Genomic DNA, 19862 nt, shown 5'->3' on the forward strand with positions numbered 1-19862 from the left:
ATCTTTAAGAATTTGTTTACGATATTTTGTACACCAGACAATATGGTATTGTAAGGAGTAGACATACCCACGACCATACGTAAGTTTTGAAATATTGTTTAAATCAAATGTTTTTTCCATATACATATAATACCATATGTAAACATATAAATCAAGATATTTTCGAATGTATGTTCTGCCTTGTGTTGCATAAAATAGTTCGAAATCAGTTCGTGAAAGATTGTGAATGAACAGCAATTCTAAGACAAATAAAGTAAAATGAATAAAATCCTCAAGTGCCGGAAGGCACCTAATTATTTTATGCTGACTAACTCACAACTAAAGTAACGAGAATGCGTCAGCATTGTTTTCAAACGCGGTTCTGACAAACACCCTCTTCCCGTCATACGCTGCATTTTCGTCCGGCTACATACTTGGCTCGAATGCACCGCTCATCCGCCAGATAGATCATCCGCTCCACTCGTTCACCGACCGTATACCGCCCCGGAATGTCCCACGCACTGTCGTCGATCACCAGCGCATCAAACTCGTATCCCGTTTCCAGACTTCCGACCTTTCCGAAAAATTCCCCGCCGCCTCTGGTTGCCATGTAAAAAGTTTCCTGTGCAGTCAGCGGATTCACCGTTTCATCCTTCAGTCTCCAGCGAAGCTTCGATGCCTGGATGGCAAGGCTCATGGCGCGGAATATGGAGGTTGTACTTCCTCCCGCCACATCACTGCCGAGCCCAACTCGCTGTCCCTCCGCCAGATATTTCTTCACCGGTGCCACACCGGATGCCAGATTCATATTTGACTCCGGACAGTGGGCAATAAACACACCATTTTCCTTCATGCGCTTCTGCTCCGCTTCGGTGGAATGTACGCAGTGAGCCATGATTGTGCACGGCCCCCTGCCAAACAGTCCGAACATATCGTAGGCATCTCCGTAAAACGCGGCGGCCGGGCACAACTCCTTCACCCAGTCTATTTCTTGATAATTTTCCGAGAGATGGGACTGCACCGGGAGCTGATATTCTTTTTGCAGCTCTCCCAGCCTGCGCATCAGCTCATCCGTACAGGACGGTGTAAAACGCGGTGTCAGTATCGGTTTTGTGAACCGGTAGCGTCCACCTGTCTCCTCAATCCACTTCCGCGTATCCTCCGCAGAACACTCCGCACTTTCTTCCCGCAGATAATCCGGGGAATTTCGATCCATATTCACCTTCCCCACATAACTGATCAGCCCGCTCTCTTCCATGAGCTCCATCAGAATCTTCGTCGCCGGGATATGCACCGTCGCAAAAATGCAGGCTCTGGTGGTTCCGCCACGTTTCAGTTCATTGACGAACTTCCCGTACATCTGCCTGGCATAAACCTCATCCCCGTATCGCGCCTCCTCCGGAAATGTATTGGTATTCAGCCAGTCCAACAGTTCCATATCCATTCCCAGCCCCCGAAATGGAAACTGCGGTGCATGTACATGCAAATCCGTAAATCCTGGAATGATCAGCTGTTCCCCGCAGTCAAACAGCGGAAACGTCTTGTATTGTTCCGGAATTACATCGAACACACCTCTGGAAATTCCCCTTTCACATATTATATAACTTTTTTCGTACGTTTGGAACCGGGAAATGTCTCTGCTGTAGCAGATATTTCCTTTCAGAATAAAATTAGCATCTGTCATTTTTTTCACCTCTTAATTTACTTTTCCTCTTAATTTCTTTTTCTGTCCTCAATTTTTTGTCAGGCAGAGAATTTCGTCTCTTACAGACTGGAAAGTTGAAGACTTCTGTTAAGCAAAAGCTACCACTCCAATCGCTATGTGCCCACAAAGACTTCACTTTGCCTGGCATCCATAGTCAACTAAAATGGTAGCTGGTAGAAACGTTCACCCGTTTTGTGAACCTATACAGATGTATTCATTATTATTTTTATTCTTTTATTGAACAGATACCTGAGAACAAACCTCGTCCGTAGTATCTGCGCAGGCACCAAGGTTCCTCCCGCTTGTGGCAGATTCTTCCTTCGTACATATTGCAAATTAACTTTATCATGCAGAGCACCTGCTGTCAACAGGCTGCTGTCCTGAAATGCTGTTTAATTTTCCGTCAGATACAGAATTTTTTCGATGTCGATCTGCAGATAATCTGGCAGTCCTCTGGTTTCCAGTTCCGGCCACAGATCCCGCTGTACAAACCAGCAGATTTCTTCACTGCCTGCCTCTTCTCTCTGCGTCTTATTCTCTGGCGCATTCCCGATATCCAAAAAATATTTTCTTTCAAACGGAAGTTCTGCCATGCTCTTTAATCGAAATGGAATGCAGTTTTCCGCGCGCTCCCCCCACACCGGTATAAACTCGTGCGCCCGATAGCCGATGCAGTCCGTCCGGGTCGGAATGGCTGTCTGGCTTTTGACTGTTATCCCCCATTCCGGTATCCAAAAGGAATGTTCGTCCCGCAGAGTGACGCCTGTAATATTTTTACATCCGGTCAGTCTCGCCGCCGCTTTTTTCTGTGGATCGGCAAACATCTTTTTCGTCTTCCCCTGGCAGATCATCTGTCCCTCCTGCATGATCAACAGTTCCTCGCTGAACCGGTAGATTTCGTCCCGGTTGTGGGACACCAGGATGACCGTCCCCTCGTAGTCCTCCAGCATTTCCAGCAGCTCCTGCTGCAGCCGGTCACTTAAGAATCCATCCAGCGCAGAGAACGGCTCGTCCAGCAGAATCATATCCGGCTGATATGCCATGATTCTGGCGAGCGCGACCCGCTGCTGCTGTCCTCCTGACAGTTCCCCCGGGAGTCGCTTCTCCAGCCCCTTTAGCTGAAATTTTTCCAGCATCGCGGCCGTTCTGGCCCGGTTCTCTTCCTTTCCGCCATGGAGTCCTGCCATTACATTCTGCTCCACACTCATGGTCGGGAACAGTGCATAATTCTGAAACAAATATCCGATGTGCCGCTTCTGTGGTTTGATATTGATTTTTTTTGCAGCATCCAGCAAAACTTTTCCGTTCACTTCTATATATCCCTCATCCACATCCTGCACACCGGCAATTCCGCGGAGCGTCATACTCTTTCCACATCCCGACGCCCCCAGGATTCCGATCCGTCTGCTTTCACTTTCGATTTTCACGTCGAGCAGAAAGGAATTAAATTGTTTCTTTAATCTTATTTTCAATGGCATAATATCTTTTTCCTTTCCTCTACCACCGCTTGATATTCTTCATTTTCTTTCCGGATACCAGATTCATCAGCACAATAATGCCAAAGGCGATCAGCATGATGATCGCAACCCAGATCCCTGCAGTCGCATAATTTCCATCCTGGATGACCATGGCAATCTTCTGTGAGATCGTCCCCGTCTTGCCCGGAATATTTCCGGCAAGCATGGACGTCGCACCGTACTCCCCGAGCGCCCTGGCAAATGTCAGGATCGTACCGGAAGCCACTCCCGGTCCAGCAGTTGGAATCACGACCTTCCAGAATATCCTGCTCTCTGACATTCCCAGTGTCCGCCCCGCATAAATCAGATTCACATCGATCTGCTCAAATGCCGCCCGGGCATTGCGGTACATCAACGGAAATGAAATCACCGTCGCGGCGAGGATGCATCCCAGCCAGGTTTGTACTACTTTGATACTGAAAGAATCATACAGCATCGCGCCCAGCGGACGCCTCGTGCTGAAAATCAACAACAGAAAAAAACCGGCAACCGTAGGCGGCAGAACCATAGGAAGTGTCAGCAGGCCATCCAGTACAGCCTTCACCTTCGGTCCCGCCTTCACCACCCGTCTCGCCGCCCAGATCCCCAGAAAAAAAGAAAACACGGTTGCAACAATTCCTGTCTTAAGAGAGATCCACAGCGGACTCCAGTCCAGCGACTGTAATAAAGTTGTCAGGTCTTCCATAATTGTATCTCCTTCGTAAAGTGGATGTTCAATTGGGGACAGGTCAATTTGTCAATTGGGGACGTAGCAAAGTGACACTTTGCTACGTCCCCAATTGCTATTTTGACCTGTCCCTTTTAATCAGTTACGTTCGTGTCAAAATAATATTTATCGAAGATCGTTTTGGCATCATCCGAGATCAGGAAATTCACAAAATCTTCTGCCGCTTTTTTCTCCAGCTCATCTGCATCTTTATTGTCAATCTGTGCGACCGGGTAAATGACATCTCCTGTGAGATCATAGCTTACTTCTTCTAAGATCTTCAGCTTATCCTCAAATCCGTATGTATCGGATTTGTAGACTGTTCCCACTTCGTTGGCACCTTCGCTGACTGCGGAAGTCACTGCACCGACATTGGCACACTCATTGATTTCCACGCCACCCAGTGCGTCTGAAATTTCCTGGGTCGTAATTGCAGAAGAGTCCTCTGTCTCCGGAAGTACTCCGGTTGCGATAAATGCTTTTCTGGTATAGTTTCCAACTGGAACACTGCCGTCTGCAATTGCGAGATTCGCCGCATCCTTAAGTGTATCCAGACCGGTTACTTTTGTCTGGCTGTCTGACTGGGTCACCACACATACCTGGTTGTTCACTACATTGTGTCTCGTTCCGTCCACTACCAGCTTGTTCTCATTCTGGAGGGTGTCCATCTGTTTCTGTGCCGCTGAGAAAAATACGTCGCACGCTGCCCCCTCCTGGATCTGCGTGAGCAATGTTCCGGAGCTGTCATAGCTGCCCGTAACAGTCACGTTCGGCTGGGTTTCGTTGTACTTCGTAATCAATTCCTCCATCACCGTGTTCAGGCTCTTCGCCGCAAACACTGTGATTTCTGTTGCCTCCAGCTCATCCGAATCAGATTTGGATGTATCTGTGGTGTCAGTACTCTCTGCCGCTGCCGCACTGCCCTCCGTCTTGCTGTCGGCTTTGCTGCCACAGCCTGCCATGGCGAACACCATCGCCGCCGTCATCACAATTGCTAAAATTCTTTTTTTCATGTTACATTTCCTCCTTCTGTCTGATTCTCCGAATTATCAGAAATATCCGGAAAATAACTACGCTGATCCGAATTGTTACTTTTATAATCATGAGCCTGAGGCTCTATAATTAACTTTTTCATCTGCCCACAGGCAGTCTCACATTTTCTCCAGCAGCACTTCAATGACTCCGCCGCAGACCATACCGTCTTCCTCGGCATCCTTCCCGGTCATATCCACCCTGCAGAGCCGTACGGCTTCTGTTTCTTCCCGCAGCATCAGCCTTGCTTTCTGGATCACATTGGCCTCCGCACATCCGCCTCCGATACTGTCGACCGTCTCCCCGGCGGCAAACACCAGCATCTTTGTACCGATTCCGCGCGGCGCTGAGCCTTTTCTGGACACGATCGTCGCCATTACCTTTGGAACACTCTGCTGTTCTTCCTCTGTCAGATGGGACAGCAGTGCATCCGTATAACGTGAATACCGCTTTACCTGATTTTTCACCTGAATGATCTCCGCCATCACTGACACCGCAATCTCCTCCGGCGTCTCCGCCCCAATCTTCAGTCCAATGGGAGTGTAGACCTGTTCCAGTTTCCCGCGGTCGATTCCCTCCTCTTCCAGAATCTCCTTCACCATGGCCACCCGTTTCCTGCTTCCGATCATTCCAATATAAGCATTCGGCTTCTGAATAATCTTTCTCAGGCAGAGCTGATCATAGCGGTGCCCTCTTGTCACGATGACGAAGAACGTATTTTCATTTCCCTCTATGTCTTCGAGCGCATGGTCAAATGAATTGCATGCTATATTTATTTCCCCGAGTCTTCGAATGTTATCTGCAAACTTCGGTCTGTCCTCGATCACAGTCACCCGAAATCCAAGCATCTGTCCCATCTGCACAATCGGTACCGAAACGTGACCGCCTCCACAGATGACAAGTTCCTTTTCACTTCCGATACACTCTGCAAATACATCCTGTTCTTCCACCCGGATCTCACCGGTCGCCCGCACATCGCGCAGCTGCTCCAGGTGCTGCTCCAGAAATCCTCCCGGAGTCTGGCTCCAGTCGATCTTCCCCTGTGTCAGATAGATTTTCTCACCGGACGACGGCCCATTTACCACAGTCAGCAGTACATGGGTGCTGTAGGGATCCCGCTCTTTTATTTTTCTGTACAACTCACTGTAATCTGTTTTACTCTGCATCTTTGTTCCCCCTGCTCTCCCGCACTGTTACACTGATGTCAAGTCTTCCCTTTTCCTTTACCACCGGGGAGTTCCCTCATCCGCCCAGATCTGAAGACCTGGCTCTTCCTCTCGCGGGCTCGGAGAGACTGCTGCCTTCTTCTGTCTCTTATCCGCCAACGGCAGATCCAGCTTTAGATCCGGCTGTATATCCACCTGTCCCCCCGCCTGTATATTCAGCTGCGGATTCACAAAATCTCCGCTCTTCCCGCCGCTCTTCGTGCAGACATGAATGTCGCGGATCTCCATGGTCTTGTCCAACGCCTTACACATGTCATAGATCGTGAGCAGTGCCACACTGACTCCGGTCAGTGCCTCCATCTCCACTCCGGTCTTCCCCTCCGTCTTCACCTGACAGACCGCCCGAATCTCCTGTGACTCCTCAAGCATCTCAAAAGTCACCTTCGCGTTGGTCAGGTTCAGCAGGTGGCACATGGGAATCAGCTCCGCCGTCTTTTTCGTCCCCATAATTCCAGCCACCTGTGCCACCGTCAGCACATCACCTTTTTTCACCGCACCATTTGCGATTGCACGGTACACCTCACTGTTCACATGAATGAAGCCCTCCGCCACAGCCTCTCTGCTGGTATTCTCTTTCTCCGATACATCTACCATCACGGCATTGCCCTGATGGTCAAAATGATTTAATTCCATTACACTGCTCCCTTCCCGAATCCACAATTTGGAAATGTACACTGTGGGCATGACAGGCAGAGTCCCCCCTGTCCGAGCCCTGTAAAGTCCGTCTGCTTCAGCCGTTCTCCTGCAAGAACACGAGGCAAAACCAGATCAAATATGGTACGTTTCGCATACATCACGCACCCTGGAAGTCCCATGACTGGAACTGCTCCATGATAGGCCAGCATAAACATGGCTCCCGGAAGCACCGGTGCTCCGTAGGTGATGACCTCTGTCGATGCATTTCTGATTGAGAGAGGCGTCCGGTCATCCGGGTCCACACTCATTCCGCCTGTACAGATGATCAGCTCCGCCCCTTTGTCAAGCCAGTCGCGGATTGCGGCAGTCACCATATCCGAATCATCATTACACAGGGTCTCACCCAGAATCTCAACGTCATATTCCTCCAGCTTTTCCCGGACAACCGGTGTAAACGCATCCTTGATCCTTCCATAATACACTTCACTTCCCGTCGTCACGATAGCTGCTTTCCTTTTTTGAAAAGGTAAAATATGAAACAGCGGTTCTGCGCCTGCCACTTCTCTGGCCCGCTCCATCTTCTCTTTTGCAATGACCAGCGGAATGACTCTGGTTCCCACTAGCTTGTCTCCCTTCTTCACCGGAAAATTCCCATGTCGGCTGGCGATGATGATCTCTCCCAGCGCATTGATCCGGTTCAGTTTTTCCACGTCTATTTTCAGAATCCCATCGCAGTCTGCGATCAATTCAATTTTCCCTTCCTTTACCTCAGATGGGTGCATATTCGTCCCCTGACAGATTTCCCGCAGAACTTCTGCTCCCTCATTCTCGTGGAGCATACCTTCCTGCTCCTCCCACACATAGAGATTCTCTTTGCCAATAGACAGCAGCACCGGCACATCCTCCTCACGGATGATATGCCCCTTACGAAACACCGCGTCCTTTGTAACACCTTTGATGATCTGCGTCACATCATGACACAGCACGCTGCCTACGGCATCTTGCGCTTTTATTAATTGCATTTTCCAGTCTCCTTTTCTTATTTTCCTGCCCCCGGGCTGCGCAGCAGGATTTCCAGCACACCTCCGGCAATACATCTTGCTTTGTCAGATATGGTAAAGCAGTTCCCCTGCTCACTTCCTCGGGGATCAATATCTGCGATTTTTAATCCCTGCTTCACTTCAAATCCATCCCGGATGATTCCCCGCAGCACCCCAGTCAAGGTTGCTCTCACCGGGGTGTCCCCGATATATGCCAGCGTCTGGTCTTTTTCTACCATATCACTGATCTCAGCGACATTCCGAATGATTCCCGTCACAGGAGCGTGTATCACACGCTCTCTTCCATACCCCTTGATGTCTCCGGGGATTCCGGTGTTGGCCATGGCGTATCCCGCTTCGATAATGCGCCCCAGCTTATGACCACGCATGGTCTCGACCACGTAGTCCACATCCTTCCCGGCTTCAAATCCCGGTCCCAGAGCAATCGTGAGCGGTGCCATGCTCCGGTTTGTCCCGAGATTTTTCTTGGCGAGGATCGCATCGATCACTGCTGACGGCTGCAGTTTGCGCAAAACGTCACCGCCTGCATCCACCAACAGCGGAATTTCTCCCTGCTGCCAAATAGCTTCACATGCTTCCAAATCTGCGGCTCTGCGGCAGGTGACAGCTTCAACCTCTGCTGTGTCGTCATAAACCGCCTCGCAGAAAGAAACCTTTCTCCGAATTGCCGTCGGTTTTTCGCACTCCAGTATCAGCACCCGGTATCCGCATCTGTGCAGACGGTGGATTGTTCCCGTTGCAATATCCCCGCCTCCGCGCACCACGACCAGCCTGTTATGATTCGTTATATTTTCAAAAGAATAACGATTGTCAAATAAAAAAGACTGTACAAATAAGTCCTTCACTGTCTTCTCGACATCTTCCTGAAATGTATCAAACTGATCTACGAATCTTCTTCCCTCTGCTGTCAGCACCGAACCGCCGCCGTTCTTTCCACCGCTGGTCCGCTCCACGAAGTGAAATCCCAATTCCTCTTCCGCCTTGTTCAGCATGTTCCAGGCCTTGCTGTAGGAAAGATTCATCCGCTTGGCCGCCATATTGAGCGACCCCTCTGCATCAACGTAGTGGAGAAGCTGTGCAACACCTTTTCCAAAGAACTTTTCCCCGCCATCAGACAAGATTCGGAGCGTTATCTTCTCTTTCATATTATTACCTGCTTTTCCTATTTCATTTCTGTGATTTGATTCCTTATAATCTTATGTAAAGCGGACATTCGCAATCCGCTCTGCTACTTGCTCATGAACATCCTGCAGCTACGTTGCCTTTCAGCAGGGGCTTTTAATCCGCTGCTGAAACAAGCATCCACCTTACCCACCACTTAGTGCTCTACGCACTTGAAGTGGGGGAATGCTTACAGATGTTCAAATTCGTATATTCAGTATAGAGCATCTGCTCTTATCTCTTCAAGTACTTTTTCAAAAGAACTTGCCCCATACCTATAGATTTCCTGCTGCAGATATGTCATACTTAAATACAATTCAATTATACTCTAGCATAATTGCTTTGAGCGGCTCTGCAATCCGCCGGAGGCCATATCTCAGTGCGGATGGTACGTGTCCGCTTTACTGATAAAATCCACGTTTTCAGTCCCACAGTATCGGAGGTGCCTGACATTGAACAATAATCTACGAACCGGCGCGGTCATTACCGCCACAAATACCATCCAGAACCAGCATCAGATATCCCCTCTCACCCAATTAGGCTCCATCTCCGTCATCCGGCGGATCATCCTGATCTTCCAGCAGGCCGATATCTCTCCCATCGTTGTCATCACGGGACGCCAGGCACTGGAGATTGAGCAGCATCTGGCTAACTACGGTGTAATTTTTATCCGTGATGAAAACTATGAGCACACGACCCCCATGGAGCAGGCGAAGCTCGGCCTGGCGTTTCTCGCCGAGAAATGCAGCCGGCTGTTTTTCACATCCGCGGATATCCCGGTCTTTCTTCCGGGCACCCTTCGGAGTATGAAAAAGGAGACCGGAGAAATCATCATTCCCACTTTTCGTAAAAAAGACGGCTTTCCGGTCCTGTTATCGCAGAAAACTGTTTCCGATATGCTGGCGGAGCAGCACTGTCTCACCCCGCAGGAATATATCGCCCGGGATCTTCCCGGAAAGAAGCATCTGGAGTCAAACGACAAGGGCATCTTCCTGACCGCAGATCATTACGAACGCCTGGATCCTGTCATTGCCGGGCATAACCAGCAGCTGCTGCATCCTTTCGTCACGATCAACATCGAGCGGGATCAGCTTTTTTTCAACAGCCGGGCCAAGCTGCTCCTGCAGCTTGTTCTGGAAACCCACTCCGTCCAGTCGGCCTGCAAGTATATGGCAGTATCCAAAAGCAAAGCGTGGGATATGATCAACCAGATGGAGGCCGCACTCGGTTTTCCGGTGGTCCAGCGCAGACACGGCGGCAGTCATGGAGGGCAAACCGAGCTGACGGCGAAGGGGCGGCAGTTTTTGGACGCTTATCTGGCATACGAAGAAAAAGTAAAGCGGTATGCCTCTGAACAGTTCCGAAAAGATTTTCCGGATCTGTGATTTCTTCTTAGAGATGGAAACCGTCCTCCATCTCCGTCTGACACAACGCACGCCCTTTCATCATATCAAAATACAGTATCGTCCCCGTCTCCGACACATCGTAAACTTCTATCATCCCATCCAGGTATTCTTCCATCTTATACGACGCCAGCATCTGTGGATGATATTCTTTCGTCCGTTCATCCTCGAAAATGGCTCCATAAAAGATATGGGCCTCCACCAGATCCTGAAACATGTGGCTGCCGTAGGAAAGCTCCGGCATATATCCTGCCGCACTGTAGGAGACCTCGCATACTGCGCGGAACCGGCTGATATCCGCATACACCACCGGAATGCCAAGTTCCGGCGACGAGGTACCGATCCGCCCCGGGACGATGAGCATCATATTTTTTCCCTGCCCTCCATATCTCTGGTTAATTTTACCGATAATGTTGACCGGCTCATACTTTCTGGCATATGGAAAATCGTAGTATTTTTGCGGGTCAACCAGGACCACCAGATCCACTTTTTCTTTTCTCGACTGTCCCATGGCGGTGTCTGTCAGCTCAAACAAGACTCTTCCCTCTTTTTTCTCCGGCATCTCCACCGACTTTTCCGAATCCACCTGCAGCGGGCGGCACTGGAGGAGATTTACCACAAAATTACCGTCCTGTGCCACATTGATGGCGAACTCTATGTCCACCGGATACTGATACTGTTCCTGCAGCATGGCCAGGATCCGGCGCATCATATCCAGAAATTCTGCTTTGTCGACCAGCCCCTGACAATCACCAAACAACACTTCTCTCCGGTTTCCCTGCTGCCATAACCGTTCTTCTGCCTCGGTGTCATGGCTGAGAAGCATCCGTTTCTGCCAGACGGGAGCCTGGGCGATTGCCTGCTCCAGCGGGATGGTACACAGTTCATTTTTTTCCATATCCAGAACGTCCACCTGGTGCTGGGAATAGCGGTGCCTTGCGGCCACCGTCGGCCACAGCTGTGCATGCGGTCTGTCGAGACTGACGATCCGCGGGTAGTCCCCGGTCGTCCGATCCACCGCCCGGGTGCCAAGTCCCAGGACCAGGCGCAGCATCCCCGCCTCAGGATCCATATCCCGTAGCCATTTGTATGCATTATAGGAATAGCCGACCCCCGCTGCCGCCGGCATCAGAAACGAGTCGTACCGCGAGCCGGAGACCCGCTGCACCAGAAGCGCCATCTGCTCGTCGCACTCCAGCAGATTTCTGTTTCTGCGGTACTCCAGTGCGGAAGGATCCATGGTGCTGGCGTAGACCGTCTTCACCGCCTCCTCAAATTTTTCCAGACGGTCCTCCATCTCCCCCGCATTCACGCAGAATACGGATTCGTATTTCCCTGCAAATGCGTTGCCAAATCCGTCCTCAAGCAGACTGCTGGAGCGCACGATAATGGGACTCTGCCCGAAATAATCCAGCATGCGCCGGAACTGTTCTCTGATGTTGGCTGGAAATTCCCCTTCCCTGAGCCTTTTTCCAAATTCTGCCGAAACTTGAAATTCATCCCGCTCCTTCCGTTGCTCCACGCGAAGTTTCCAACAGTCATTGGCCACAATATACGTGTAGAACACGTCTGACCCCACATAGTAGGAATCGTGAGGCTCCAGTTTTCCGGCCAGCTCCGGGAGATGACGGTGCACCATCTTGCGTGCTAGAAGCATTCCGCAGGCCTTTCCACCGATCATCCCGGTTCCGATCATCCGGTTTCTGACCAAAAAATAATCCCGCGGTGAGAAATGTTCTTCGATCAACCGTGCCATTTCTCCGTTGCGCGTCATCATGATGGAACAGATTTTCCGATACTCCTGCCGCTCCAATTCCCCGTGTGCAAACTTTAATTTGATCAGTGAGAAATAACGGTCCCAGTGATCCAGATTCTGATCCTCCTCCGACTCTTTTTCATCCACCGCCGCATAGAACCGGCTGAGACTCAGCCCGTCCAGAAGCGGCTGAAATTCTTCGCTGTCCGGCTCATACTGGTGAGGCTGAAACATGGTTCCGCAATAGCGGTTCCAGACTTTAAGCGGCTGTATGTAGAACGCATCACTGCTCCGGTACACATCAAGCAGGAGCTGTGTTGTCTGGCGAATACGGTTCAGAGCATCAAAAGAGTGCATTCCTCTCTTCACCGGGAAATATGCCACTGTATCCAGGATAAACAGATAGGGGCAGGTCACACAGAAGAAGTTTCCCATCATCAGATCCGTCGACCACGCCTCCTGCAGCTCCGACAGACAGTCAAACACATAGAACGCGTCCCGCCCTGCCCGGGTGATGATTTCGCGCACCTTTACCGTAAACTCTTCAAAGCCTTCCTGCGGGTGCAACTGGTATATCTGCAGGCCTTCCTGCGGCTCCAAGAACGGGGCGTGCTCCGCAAACCGGATGTAGATCAGCTGTCGTCCGTCCGCAATCGCCTGTCTTGCAAACGGCTTCACCACAAACGCAAACTCCTCCAGTTCTGTGACTCTCCAGACCACATTGTCCCCCATCCGGATGTGATCCAGGGCGTGATCCAGCCCTGTAATTCCTGAACAAATCTTTTCAAAAGCTGCCATAAGATTCCCCCTTTTCAGCACCTGCTGTGCGTCCTATGTCACAGGTAGGCGAAAAAGGGCGCGCGCTTATACAAAGCACTCGCCCTTGAGTTCTCACTGTTCTATTCATATTTATTCTATCATGTTTTTTCTTTCATAGCTATTGTTATTTTGACACTCCCCACAGCTAAAGCAAGGGGATTCTTGTTTCTGCCACTACTGCATTGGCTTATACCATACGGTATTGCAACGTCTTACACAGTGTCCACAAGCTAGATTATACTGTTTCCGTATGCCCTACGGTGCAGTTATGTATATCTATGCAGACTGCATTTGCAGTCCTTTATTCAATATATTGATACTTGCATTGGTATCTCTATCATGCTTTGTTTGACACTCAGGACACTCCCAATTACGGATTGCAAGATTCTTTATCAGTGGATTTTTAAATCCACAGCAAGAACACGTTTGGCTACTTGGATACATTGTAGGCACTTTTACAATGTTATTTCCATACCAAACAGATTTGTAGGACAACATATCAAAGAACTTAGACCACGATGCAGAACTTATATGCTGTGCCAATTTATGATTACGCATCATATTTTTTACTTTTAAATCTTCTATGCAGATAGTTTGGTTTTCACGAATCAGCATAGTGGATTGTTTTTGTAAAAAATCTTTTCTCTGATTAGTAATCTTTTCATGGACTAAAGCAACTTTTATACGCTGTTTATTGCAATTTTTTGAACCCTTTTGTTTGCATGACAATTTACGCTGTTCACGTATGAGCTTACGCATTGATTTTTCAAGATATTTAGGATTCGGTACATGATTACCATTGCTATCTGAGTAAAATTCTTTAATGCCCACGTCAATACCAATCGTACCACCTTGACGAATCATCGGCTGTGGTTCAAATTCCACATTTAAAACTGCAAAATATTTACCTGTAGGTGTATGTTCAATGGTTACATTATTGATTTTACCTACTTCCATAGACTGGCGAACTTTGACATATCCCAACTTAGGCAGTTTAATATATTTCGAGGCAATCCGGATATTATCACCTTGATTTATTGTTCTGTAGGATTGATGGCGATTATGTTTACTCTTAAACTGTGGATGTCTTGCACGTTTTTGAAAGAAATTTACAAAACCTCTGTCAAGATCACGCAAGGATTGTTGCAAAGCAATAGAATCTACCGTTTTAAGAAATGAAAAATCATCATGCTTTTTTAATGCTGTCAGCATTGCAGAAGTCTGTGAATAGCCAATTTTATTGCCATTCTGATAGGCTTCATTACGCATAGCAAGACCCTTGTTGTAGATCAGTCTGCAACAACCTAAAGTCTGATTCATGATATTTTGCTGTTCTCTGTTTGGATAGATTCTAAATTTAATTCCTTTTCTCATTAACCCAACTTGTCCTTTTGCCTTTGCGATGTTTTCTGATTTTCAATATACTGTTTAATTACATCAAGTGGCGCACCACCAACAGTTGATACAAAATAGCTATTTGTCCATAGTGATGGCATTCTTGTTTTCAATGAGGGATATTCGCTTCTCAAAACTTTTGAAGTATATCCTTTTAATGATTTTCCTGCTTTGTGAATACCAAACTGAGGGTCTACCTCCATGAGTATGTATACATGGTCTGGCATGATTTCCATTTCCATGATATCTACAGAAATATTTACAGCATACACAAAAAGAAGTTCCTTTAATCGGGTACCTATACCATTTGTTAAGATTTTCCGTCTATACTTAGGACACCATACAACATGGTATTTGCAAGAATAGACTACATTGTTATTTGATTTATATGTAATATCCATATATGTATTATACTGTAATACAAAATCTACTACAAGTATAGTTTGTTCCATCTTCAATTACTTACGTAAATTCGATGGAAATGTCTTATATCCCCATAGCTGAAGAAAGGGGTTTTACGACACATTGGATAATAACGATTGTATCCAGATCCCCCCTCTATCCCATTTTCTACTACTAATTCCTGCTCCCGCGTGATACAATAAAGATTAGGAACAGTAACCCAAACATGGAACCACCTCACAAGGAGAATGCCTATGAATGATCCGAAGCACGATCACAGAAAAAAGATGATTGCACCGATTATCGTCACCATTTTGCTCATCATTTATTTTCTTATCTATGCACTGCTCATCACCCTGCTGGTCCCATCTGCAGCAGTGAAAATCGGCGGTGGGCTTCTCTGTCTGGCACTGTCTGGTGTGACCATCAAAGTCGCGGTTGAGCGCGTCAAAGAGATAAGGAGCGGAGAAGAAGATGATCTTAGTAAATACTGATTACATCGCAGGAAAAGAATTAGAAATGTTAGGGCTGGTGAAGGGAAGTACCATCCAGTCCAAGAATGTCGGCAAAGACATTACCCAGGGTTTTAAAACTCTGGTCGGCGGAGAGCTCAAGGCTTACACCGAGATGATGAACGACGCCAGAGCCCTCGCAACCAAGCGCATGGTCGCTGAAGCGGAATCACTCGGCGCAGATGCCGTGGTCAATATCCGGTATGCATCCGCCGCTGTCATGCAGGGGGCCGCAGAAGTAATGGCTTATGGAACCGCTGTAAAATTCAAATAATAGCAATTGAACAATTGGGGACGTAGTAAAGTTGCAGCTTTACTACGTCCCCAATTGCTATTTTGCTATGTCCCTCTTGTGTCCCTCCTATTTCCCGCCCGTTTTTCCAAAACAATTCACCGGAGTGGCAGAAGGAACATGAGCACGCTTTCGAGCGGGCGCAGGACGAGGCACAAGAGATATAGATCAGTTCCAAGTCGGAGATCCGCTAAGTTGTTGGGAAACGGTCATTTCCTCTCTTTTCCTAAATTGCACTGATCGTCCAATCGTTGCTCCAGTAATTTGATTGCTCTGCCCATCTTCAGCAACTTACGTTTTTTGTGAAACAGGATTGTAATATCGACAAGTAAAAACAAAATGATCAGAGCGGTGGACAGCTGCCATAGATAAAATGTATGACACCTGTTCTCGGCACTCACGAGAAAAAACACAAATAGCACAGCAGACCAGATTTTGTAAATCTTTATGGTGATTTGTAACCAATTATTTTTCATGGCCACCTCCCTATAAAACTTCCCAGCCTGCCCCGACTACAGCTGTATTTTCGGAAATTTTTCGCACGATGCTTTCCAGTGCTGCGTTTTTTACCTTACCATAAAAAACATAATCTGCAAAAATTTCCACTTTTTCTCCGACAATGTCCCCACTTTCCAGATTTTGCAGGCACATTGTTTTGCAGGTACTGCCGTTTATCAGTGTTGTACGCACTTCCATTTCCGCAGTTTCCATGCAAGTGATGGAAATGCGATAGCGTTTTTCCTCTTCCTCCCGCTCAAATACCGGGTGGATGTGGACGGCCAGCGGACGCAGCAGTAAATTAGACAGGATTAAAACAGCGGTAGCAGATGCAGAAAACGCATATTTTCCCGTACTGGCCAGTACACCGATGGCCGCCGTACACCACAGCGTTGCCGCTGTGTTGATACCTCGTACCGTGGGGCCATCCTTAAAAATAACGCCGCTGCACAGAAATCCCACTCCGGTAATGATGCTGCTGGCCATCCTGAAGATCTCCGTTGACCCGTAAAGCATAGGAAACAAGGTGAAAAAGCTGGTTCCCAGGCAGATCAGCACATTGATGCGGATGCCCGCCTGGTGCCCCGTCAGCTGCCGTTCCAGTCCGATGAAAAAACCAAGTAACAGCGACATCAAAATACGGCAAATGTATTCGTTATATCCCATTTTTTTCACTCCTTTCTGTGAGTTCCTATACAGTATAAAAGAATCACAAAGGAAATCCCATGGCCAAAGCCTTGCGATTTCCTTGCGATTATGCAAGAAAAAGGGACAGGTTGAAAGGCAATTGGGGACGTAGTAAAGTTGCAACTTTACTACGTCCCCAATTGCCTTTCAACCTGTCCCTTAAGATGACTATAGTTTCCAGATATCTCTGTTATACTCCCCGATGGTTCTGTCGGATGAGAAGAATCCCGCTTTGCTGATGTTGCAGAGCATCTTCTTCGCCCATTTTTTCCGATCTGCGTAATCCTTGAATGCCTGCTCTTTCTTCTCCACATAATCCTCAAAATCAAGGAAAGTCATGAACCAGTCTTTGTTCAGCAGTTCATTTTTTACATGCGTCAGACACTCTTTATTCCCCACTCTGAGCATCTCATCGCCAGTGATAAAGTCCACTGCCTCTTTCAGATCCTCGTTCTTCTCGTAATAATCCTTTGATACATAATCCCGTTTCTTATAATGGGCGATGACCTCTTCACTGGATGCGCCGAACACGTAAATGTTGTCGTCGCCGACCAGCTCGTGGATCTCCACATTGGCCCCGTCATCGGTCCCCAATGTGATTGCACCGTTCAGCATGAATTTCATGTTACCGGTTCCGCTGGCTTCTTTGGATGCAAGTGAGATCTGCTCAGACACATCACAGGCCGGAATCAGTTTCTCTGCCAATGTTACATTGTAGTTTTCCACCATCACCACGTTCAGATACGGGCTCACCTCCGGATCCTTGTTCACGATCTCCTGCAGGCAGAGGATCAGGTGAATGATCTCCTTTGCCACCGTGTAAGCCGAAGCCGCCTTTGCACCGAAGATTACCGTGATCGGTGTATCCGGCAGGATACCCGCCTTGATCTGCTGATATTTGTAAATGACATAGAGCGCATTCATCTGCTGTCTCTTGTATTCATGCAGTCTCTTTACCTGAATATCGAAAATGGAATTCTCATTGAGACAGATTCCCTGGGTCTCCTTCAGATATCTGGCAAGCTGCTTTTTATTGTCTTTCTTGATTTCCAACACCCGGTTCAGTGCTTTCTCATCGGTTTCCAGTTTTTCCAGCTTCTCGAGAAGCATTGCATCTTTCTTGAAACCATTTCCGATCCATTGGCTGATCTGTGCTGTCAGTTCCGGATTGCAGTGCAAGAGCCATCTGCGGAAGGTAATTCCGTTTGTCTTGTTGTTAAACTTCTCCGGATACAGGCGATAGAAATTGTTCAGCTCCGTGTCCTTCAGAATTTCTGTATGAAGCGCAGCCACACCATTTACACTGAATCCATAGTGGATATCGATATGTGCCATGTGAACATTGTCATTTCGATCGATAATGTAGACGCTCTCGTCCGTGAATTTTCTTCTCACCTTGTCATCCAGCACCTCGATGATTGGAACCAGATGTGGAACCACCTGCTTCAGGTAAGAGATTGGCCAGGTCTCCAGTGCCTCCGCAAGAATCGTGTGGTTCGTGTACGCACAGGTCTTTGAAACCACCGCAATGGCGTCATCCATCTCCATGCCGCGGTTCACCAGCAGACGAATCAGTTCCGGGATCACCATGGTCGGGTGGGTATCATTGATCTGAATCGCCGCATAGTCGTACAGATCATACAGATTGCTGCCCTTCGCCTCACATTCCTCCAGAATCAGCTGTGCCGCATTGCTCACCATAAAGTACTGCTGGTAAATGCGGAGCAGTCTGCCCTTATCGTCACTGTCATCCGGATAGAGGAACAGGGTCAGATTCTTCTCGATGTTCTCTTTATCAAAATCAATTCCGTTGTGCACGATACGCTCATCCACAGTATCAATATCAAAAAGCTGCAGTTTGTTGGTGCGTCCTTCGTATCCGGTGATGGAGATTTCATACATAGAAGACTGCAGCTCAAATCCTCTGAACTGTACCGGGTAGGAAACCGCTGTTTTCCGGAGCCACCCCGGTGTCCCGATCCACGGATTCGGAGTCTCCTCCTGAAGCCCCTTCTCGAATACCTGCTTAAATAGTCCCAGATGATAGTTTAATCCGATTCCCGCGCCGGTCATTCCGAGCGTTGCGATGGAATCCAGAAAACATGCTGCAAGACGTCCCAGACCGCCGTTTCCGAGGGACGGCTCAACCTCCACTTCCTCGACCTCACAGATATCCTTCCCGTTTTTCTTCAGAATCTCCCGGACTTCATCATAAATCCCCAGATTAATCATATTGTTCGATAACAACTTTCCGATTAGAAATTCTGCGGAAATGTAATAAATCTTCTTCTTTCCCTCCGGCTGTCTGCGGCTGTCCGCCTGATCCTGCGAGATGGCAAGCAGTGCTGCGTATAATTCCTGATTGCCCGCCTCTTTTACTTCTTTTCCCAAGGTCTGAACTAATTTGTTTTCCAGATTCATAATCACTATATCCTTTCTTAAGCTTATTTATTGTTTCCTTTTATATCTGATCTCTGTAAATATTTTCTCTGATACTGTGCATTATACAATCATATCGTTTATTTTTCTTGCATAATATTCTCTATTTATAGTACAATACTATCATGTAAAGGTCAAAAGGTATTTCGACCCTTGATACCTACGGATTATTCCGCACTTCGTGCTGGCATAATCCTAAAAACATTCGAAATCCGCCCTAATCGGGCTACTTTCTCATGTTTTGCGGGTCCCAAATTCATGCTTTTTCGTGCAAGCACGAAACGCATGACCTTTTTACCCTGGCATCATACTATGAGTTAAGCGACAAATGAGACATAATAACACAGTCTCTTTGCTATATTGTTCCTTGAAAATTTAATATATTATCTTCAAGCATACATTTGCTTGATTTTGAAGTATGTTTAGTGCTACAGCATGATCATTTCATACCTGATTTTATGCATTTACTGTATTCAAGGTGCAGGAATCCAAACCGGTCATATATTTGACCAGCTTTCTTACATTCATTGCAGCTATTTTAATCCCAAACAGTAAACGGCATTTTAGTAATCCACGCACTGGCATTTTATCGATATGGTGTCTCGAGCGCAATGCAGCTGGAACAGTTTCTACACC

The 19862-nt window shown here is 47.8% G+C and carries 17 protein-coding genes, 2 pseudogenes and 1 riboswitch; of the genes and pseudogenes, 3 read left to right on the forward strand and 16 right to left on the reverse strand.

What is annotated here, in order from left to right; all coding sequences use genetic code 11:
* The 9 genes and pseudogenes from BUB85_RS22670 to yqeB all read right to left on the reverse strand — a co-directional run.
* Positions 1–120, reverse strand: a 120-nt coding sequence (locus BUB85_RS22670) for a transposase (protein WP_200803591.1), incomplete at its 3' end; no start/stop codon positions are given.
* A 262-nt stretch (positions 121–382) separates the two neighbouring features.
* A complete protein-coding gene (locus BUB85_RS17240; RefSeq protein ID WP_073112784.1) occupies positions 383–1663 on the reverse strand; it encodes an amidohydrolase family protein in 1281 nt (426 codons plus the stop codon).
* 152 nt (positions 1664–1815) lie between these two features.
* A riboswitch (purine riboswitch) is annotated at positions 1816–1912 on the reverse strand.
* A gap of 164 nt (positions 1913–2076) precedes the next feature.
* Positions 2077–3162: a sulfate/molybdate ABC transporter ATP-binding protein gene (locus BUB85_RS17245; protein WP_073112786.1), complete on the reverse strand. Its 1086-nt coding sequence runs from the start codon at positions 3160–3162 to the stop codon at positions 2077–2079.
* Positions 3163–3181: 19 nt separating this feature from the next.
* Positions 3182–3886: a molybdate ABC transporter permease subunit gene (modB, locus tag BUB85_RS17250; protein ID WP_073112788.1), complete on the reverse strand. Its 705-nt coding sequence runs from the start codon at positions 3884–3886 to the stop codon at positions 3182–3184.
* A 116-nt stretch (positions 3887–4002) separates the two neighbouring features.
* Positions 4003–4920: a molybdate ABC transporter substrate-binding protein gene (modA, locus tag BUB85_RS17255; protein ID WP_073112790.1), complete on the reverse strand. Its 918-nt coding sequence runs from the start codon at positions 4918–4920 to the stop codon at positions 4003–4005.
* A gap of 138 nt (positions 4921–5058) precedes the next feature.
* Positions 5059–6105: an XdhC family protein gene (locus tag BUB85_RS17260; protein WP_073112792.1), complete on the reverse strand. Its 1047-nt coding sequence runs from the start codon at positions 6103–6105 to the stop codon at positions 5059–5061.
* A 225-nt stretch (positions 6106–6330) separates the two neighbouring features.
* Positions 6331–6798: pseudogene (moaC, locus tag BUB85_RS17265) on the reverse strand (cyclic pyranopterin monophosphate synthase MoaC); the annotation flags it as partial.
* Positions 6798–7823, reverse strand: coding sequence for a molybdopterin-binding protein (locus BUB85_RS17270; RefSeq protein ID WP_073112794.1), 1026 nt, complete (start codon positions 7821–7823; stop codon positions 6798–6800). The gene BUB85_RS17270 and the pseudogene moaC, both read right to left, overlap by 1 nt.
* A gap of 17 nt (positions 7824–7840) precedes the next feature.
* On the reverse strand, positions 7841–9007 hold the full coding sequence (yqeB, locus tag BUB85_RS17275; RefSeq protein WP_084534101.1) for a selenium-dependent molybdenum cofactor biosynthesis protein YqeB: 1167 nt from the start codon (positions 9005–9007) through the stop codon (positions 7841–7843).
* Positions 9008–9475: 468 nt separating this feature from the next.
* Here yqeB and BUB85_RS17280 point away from each other — a divergent pair, with 468 nt between their 5' ends.
* Entirely contained in the window at positions 9476–10408 is a 933-nt protein-coding gene (locus BUB85_RS17280) for an NTP transferase domain-containing protein (protein WP_073112796.1), read from the forward strand.
* A gap of 7 nt (positions 10409–10415) precedes the next feature.
* Here BUB85_RS17280 and BUB85_RS17285 read toward each other — a convergent pair whose 3' ends face one another.
* The 3 genes from BUB85_RS17285 to tnpA form a co-directional block, all read right to left on the reverse strand.
* The gene (locus BUB85_RS17285) at positions 10416–12980 is read right to left on the reverse strand and encodes a PEP/pyruvate-binding domain-containing protein (protein ID WP_073112798.1); all 2565 of its coding nucleotides are present in this window, start codon (positions 12978–12980) and stop codon (positions 10416–10418) included.
* A gap of 297 nt (positions 12981–13277) precedes the next feature.
* Positions 13278–14375, reverse strand: coding sequence for an IS200/IS605 family element RNA-guided endonuclease TnpB (tnpB, locus tag BUB85_RS17290; RefSeq protein WP_073112800.1), 1098 nt, complete (start codon positions 14373–14375; stop codon positions 13278–13280).
* Positions 14375–14797, reverse strand: coding sequence for an IS200/IS605 family transposase (gene tnpA / locus BUB85_RS17295; protein WP_073112812.1), 423 nt, complete (start codon positions 14795–14797; stop codon positions 14375–14377). Before tnpA ends, tnpB begins: the two co-directional genes overlap by 1 nt.
* Positions 14798–15052: 255 nt before the next feature.
* Between tnpA and BUB85_RS17300 the strand changes: the two genes are divergently transcribed.
* Both BUB85_RS17300 and BUB85_RS17305 read left to right on the forward strand, forming a co-directional pair.
* Positions 15053–15292, forward strand: a complete 240-nt coding sequence (locus BUB85_RS17300) for a hypothetical protein (RefSeq protein WP_073112802.1) — start codon at positions 15053–15055, stop codon at positions 15290–15292.
* A complete protein-coding gene (locus BUB85_RS17305) occupies positions 15273–15584 on the forward strand; it encodes a YbjQ family protein (RefSeq protein WP_073112804.1) in 312 nt (103 codons plus the stop codon). The genes BUB85_RS17300 and BUB85_RS17305 overlap by 20 nt, the downstream gene beginning before the upstream one ends.
* Positions 15585–15811: 227 nt before the next feature.
* Here the strand turns inward: BUB85_RS17305 and BUB85_RS17310 are convergent, their stop codons facing one another.
* From BUB85_RS17310 to BUB85_RS21890, 4 genes and pseudogenes are all read right to left on the reverse strand, one after another.
* A complete protein-coding gene (locus BUB85_RS17310; RefSeq protein ID WP_073112806.1) occupies positions 15812–16078 on the reverse strand; it encodes a hypothetical protein in 267 nt (88 codons plus the stop codon).
* A gap of 10 nt (positions 16079–16088) precedes the next feature.
* Positions 16089–16766 carry an MgtC/SapB family protein gene (locus BUB85_RS17315; RefSeq protein ID WP_073112808.1) on the reverse strand — a complete coding sequence of 226 codons (678 nt, stop codon included), beginning with the start codon at positions 16764–16766 and terminating at the stop codon, positions 16089–16091.
* A gap of 189 nt (positions 16767–16955) precedes the next feature.
* Complete coding sequence (locus tag BUB85_RS17320) at positions 16956–19208, reverse strand: glycogen/starch/alpha-glucan phosphorylase (protein WP_073112810.1); 2253 nt, start codon at positions 19206–19208, stop codon at positions 16956–16958.
* 474 nt (positions 19209–19682) lie between these two features.
* Positions 19683–19862 (reverse strand): annotated as a pseudogene (locus tag BUB85_RS21890) (transposase); the annotation flags it as partial.

This window comes from Hespellia stercorisuis DSM 15480 (genome assembly GCF_900142165.1).
GTDB classification, from domain to species: Bacteria; Bacillota; Clostridia; order Lachnospirales; family Lachnospiraceae; genus Hespellia; species Hespellia stercorisuis.

What these genes read in the sequence shown, in the direction of transcription:
- BUB85_RS17245 (WP_073112786.1), bottom strand. Translation starts at nt 3,162, where the DNA reads ATGCCATTGAAAATAAGATTAAAGAAACAATTTAATTCCTTTCTGCTC.
- BUB85_RS17285 (WP_073112798.1), bottom strand. Translation starts at nt 12,980, where the DNA reads ATGGCAGCTTTTGAAAAGATTTGTTCAGGAATTACAGGGCTGGATCAC.
- BUB85_RS17260 (WP_073112792.1), bottom strand. Translation starts at nt 6,105, where the DNA reads ATGCAGAGTAAAACAGATTACAGTGAGTTGTACAGAAAAATAAAAGAG.
- BUB85_RS17310 (WP_073112806.1), bottom strand. Translation starts at nt 16,078, where the DNA reads ATGAAAAATAATTGGTTACAAATCACCATAAAGATTTACAAAATCTGG.
- BUB85_RS17305 (WP_073112804.1), top strand. Translation starts at nt 15,273, where the DNA reads ATGATCTTAGTAAATACTGATTACATCGCAGGAAAAGAATTAGAAATG.
- BUB85_RS17315 (WP_073112808.1), bottom strand. Translation starts at nt 16,766, where the DNA reads ATGGGATATAACGAATACATTTGCCGTATTTTGATGTCGCTGTTACTT.
- modA (WP_073112790.1), bottom strand. Translation starts at nt 4,920, where the DNA reads ATGAAAAAAAGAATTTTAGCAATTGTGATGACGGCGGCGATGGTGTTC.
- BUB85_RS17270 (WP_073112794.1), bottom strand. Translation starts at nt 7,823, where the DNA reads ATGCAATTAATAAAAGCGCAAGATGCCGTAGGCAGCGTGCTGTGTCAT.
- modB (WP_073112788.1), bottom strand. Translation starts at nt 3,886, where the DNA reads ATGGAAGACCTGACAACTTTATTACAGTCGCTGGACTGGAGTCCGCTG.
- BUB85_RS17240 (WP_073112784.1), bottom strand. Translation starts at nt 1,663, where the DNA reads ATGACAGATGCTAATTTTATTCTGAAAGGAAATATCTGCTACAGCAGA.
- yqeB (WP_084534101.1), bottom strand. Translation starts at nt 9,007, where the DNA reads ATGAAAGAGAAGATAACGCTCCGAATCTTGTCTGATGGCGGGGAAAAG.
- tnpA (WP_073112812.1), bottom strand. Translation starts at nt 14,797, where the DNA reads ATGGATATTACATATAAATCAAATAACAATGTAGTCTATTCTTGCAAA.
- BUB85_RS17300 (WP_073112802.1), top strand. Translation starts at nt 15,053, where the DNA reads ATGAATGATCCGAAGCACGATCACAGAAAAAAGATGATTGCACCGATT.
- tnpB (WP_073112800.1), bottom strand. Translation starts at nt 14,375, where the DNA reads ATGAGAAAAGGAATTAAATTTAGAATCTATCCAAACAGAGAACAGCAA.
- BUB85_RS17320 (WP_073112810.1), bottom strand. Translation starts at nt 19,208, where the DNA reads ATGAATCTGGAAAACAAATTAGTTCAGACCTTGGGAAAAGAAGTAAAA.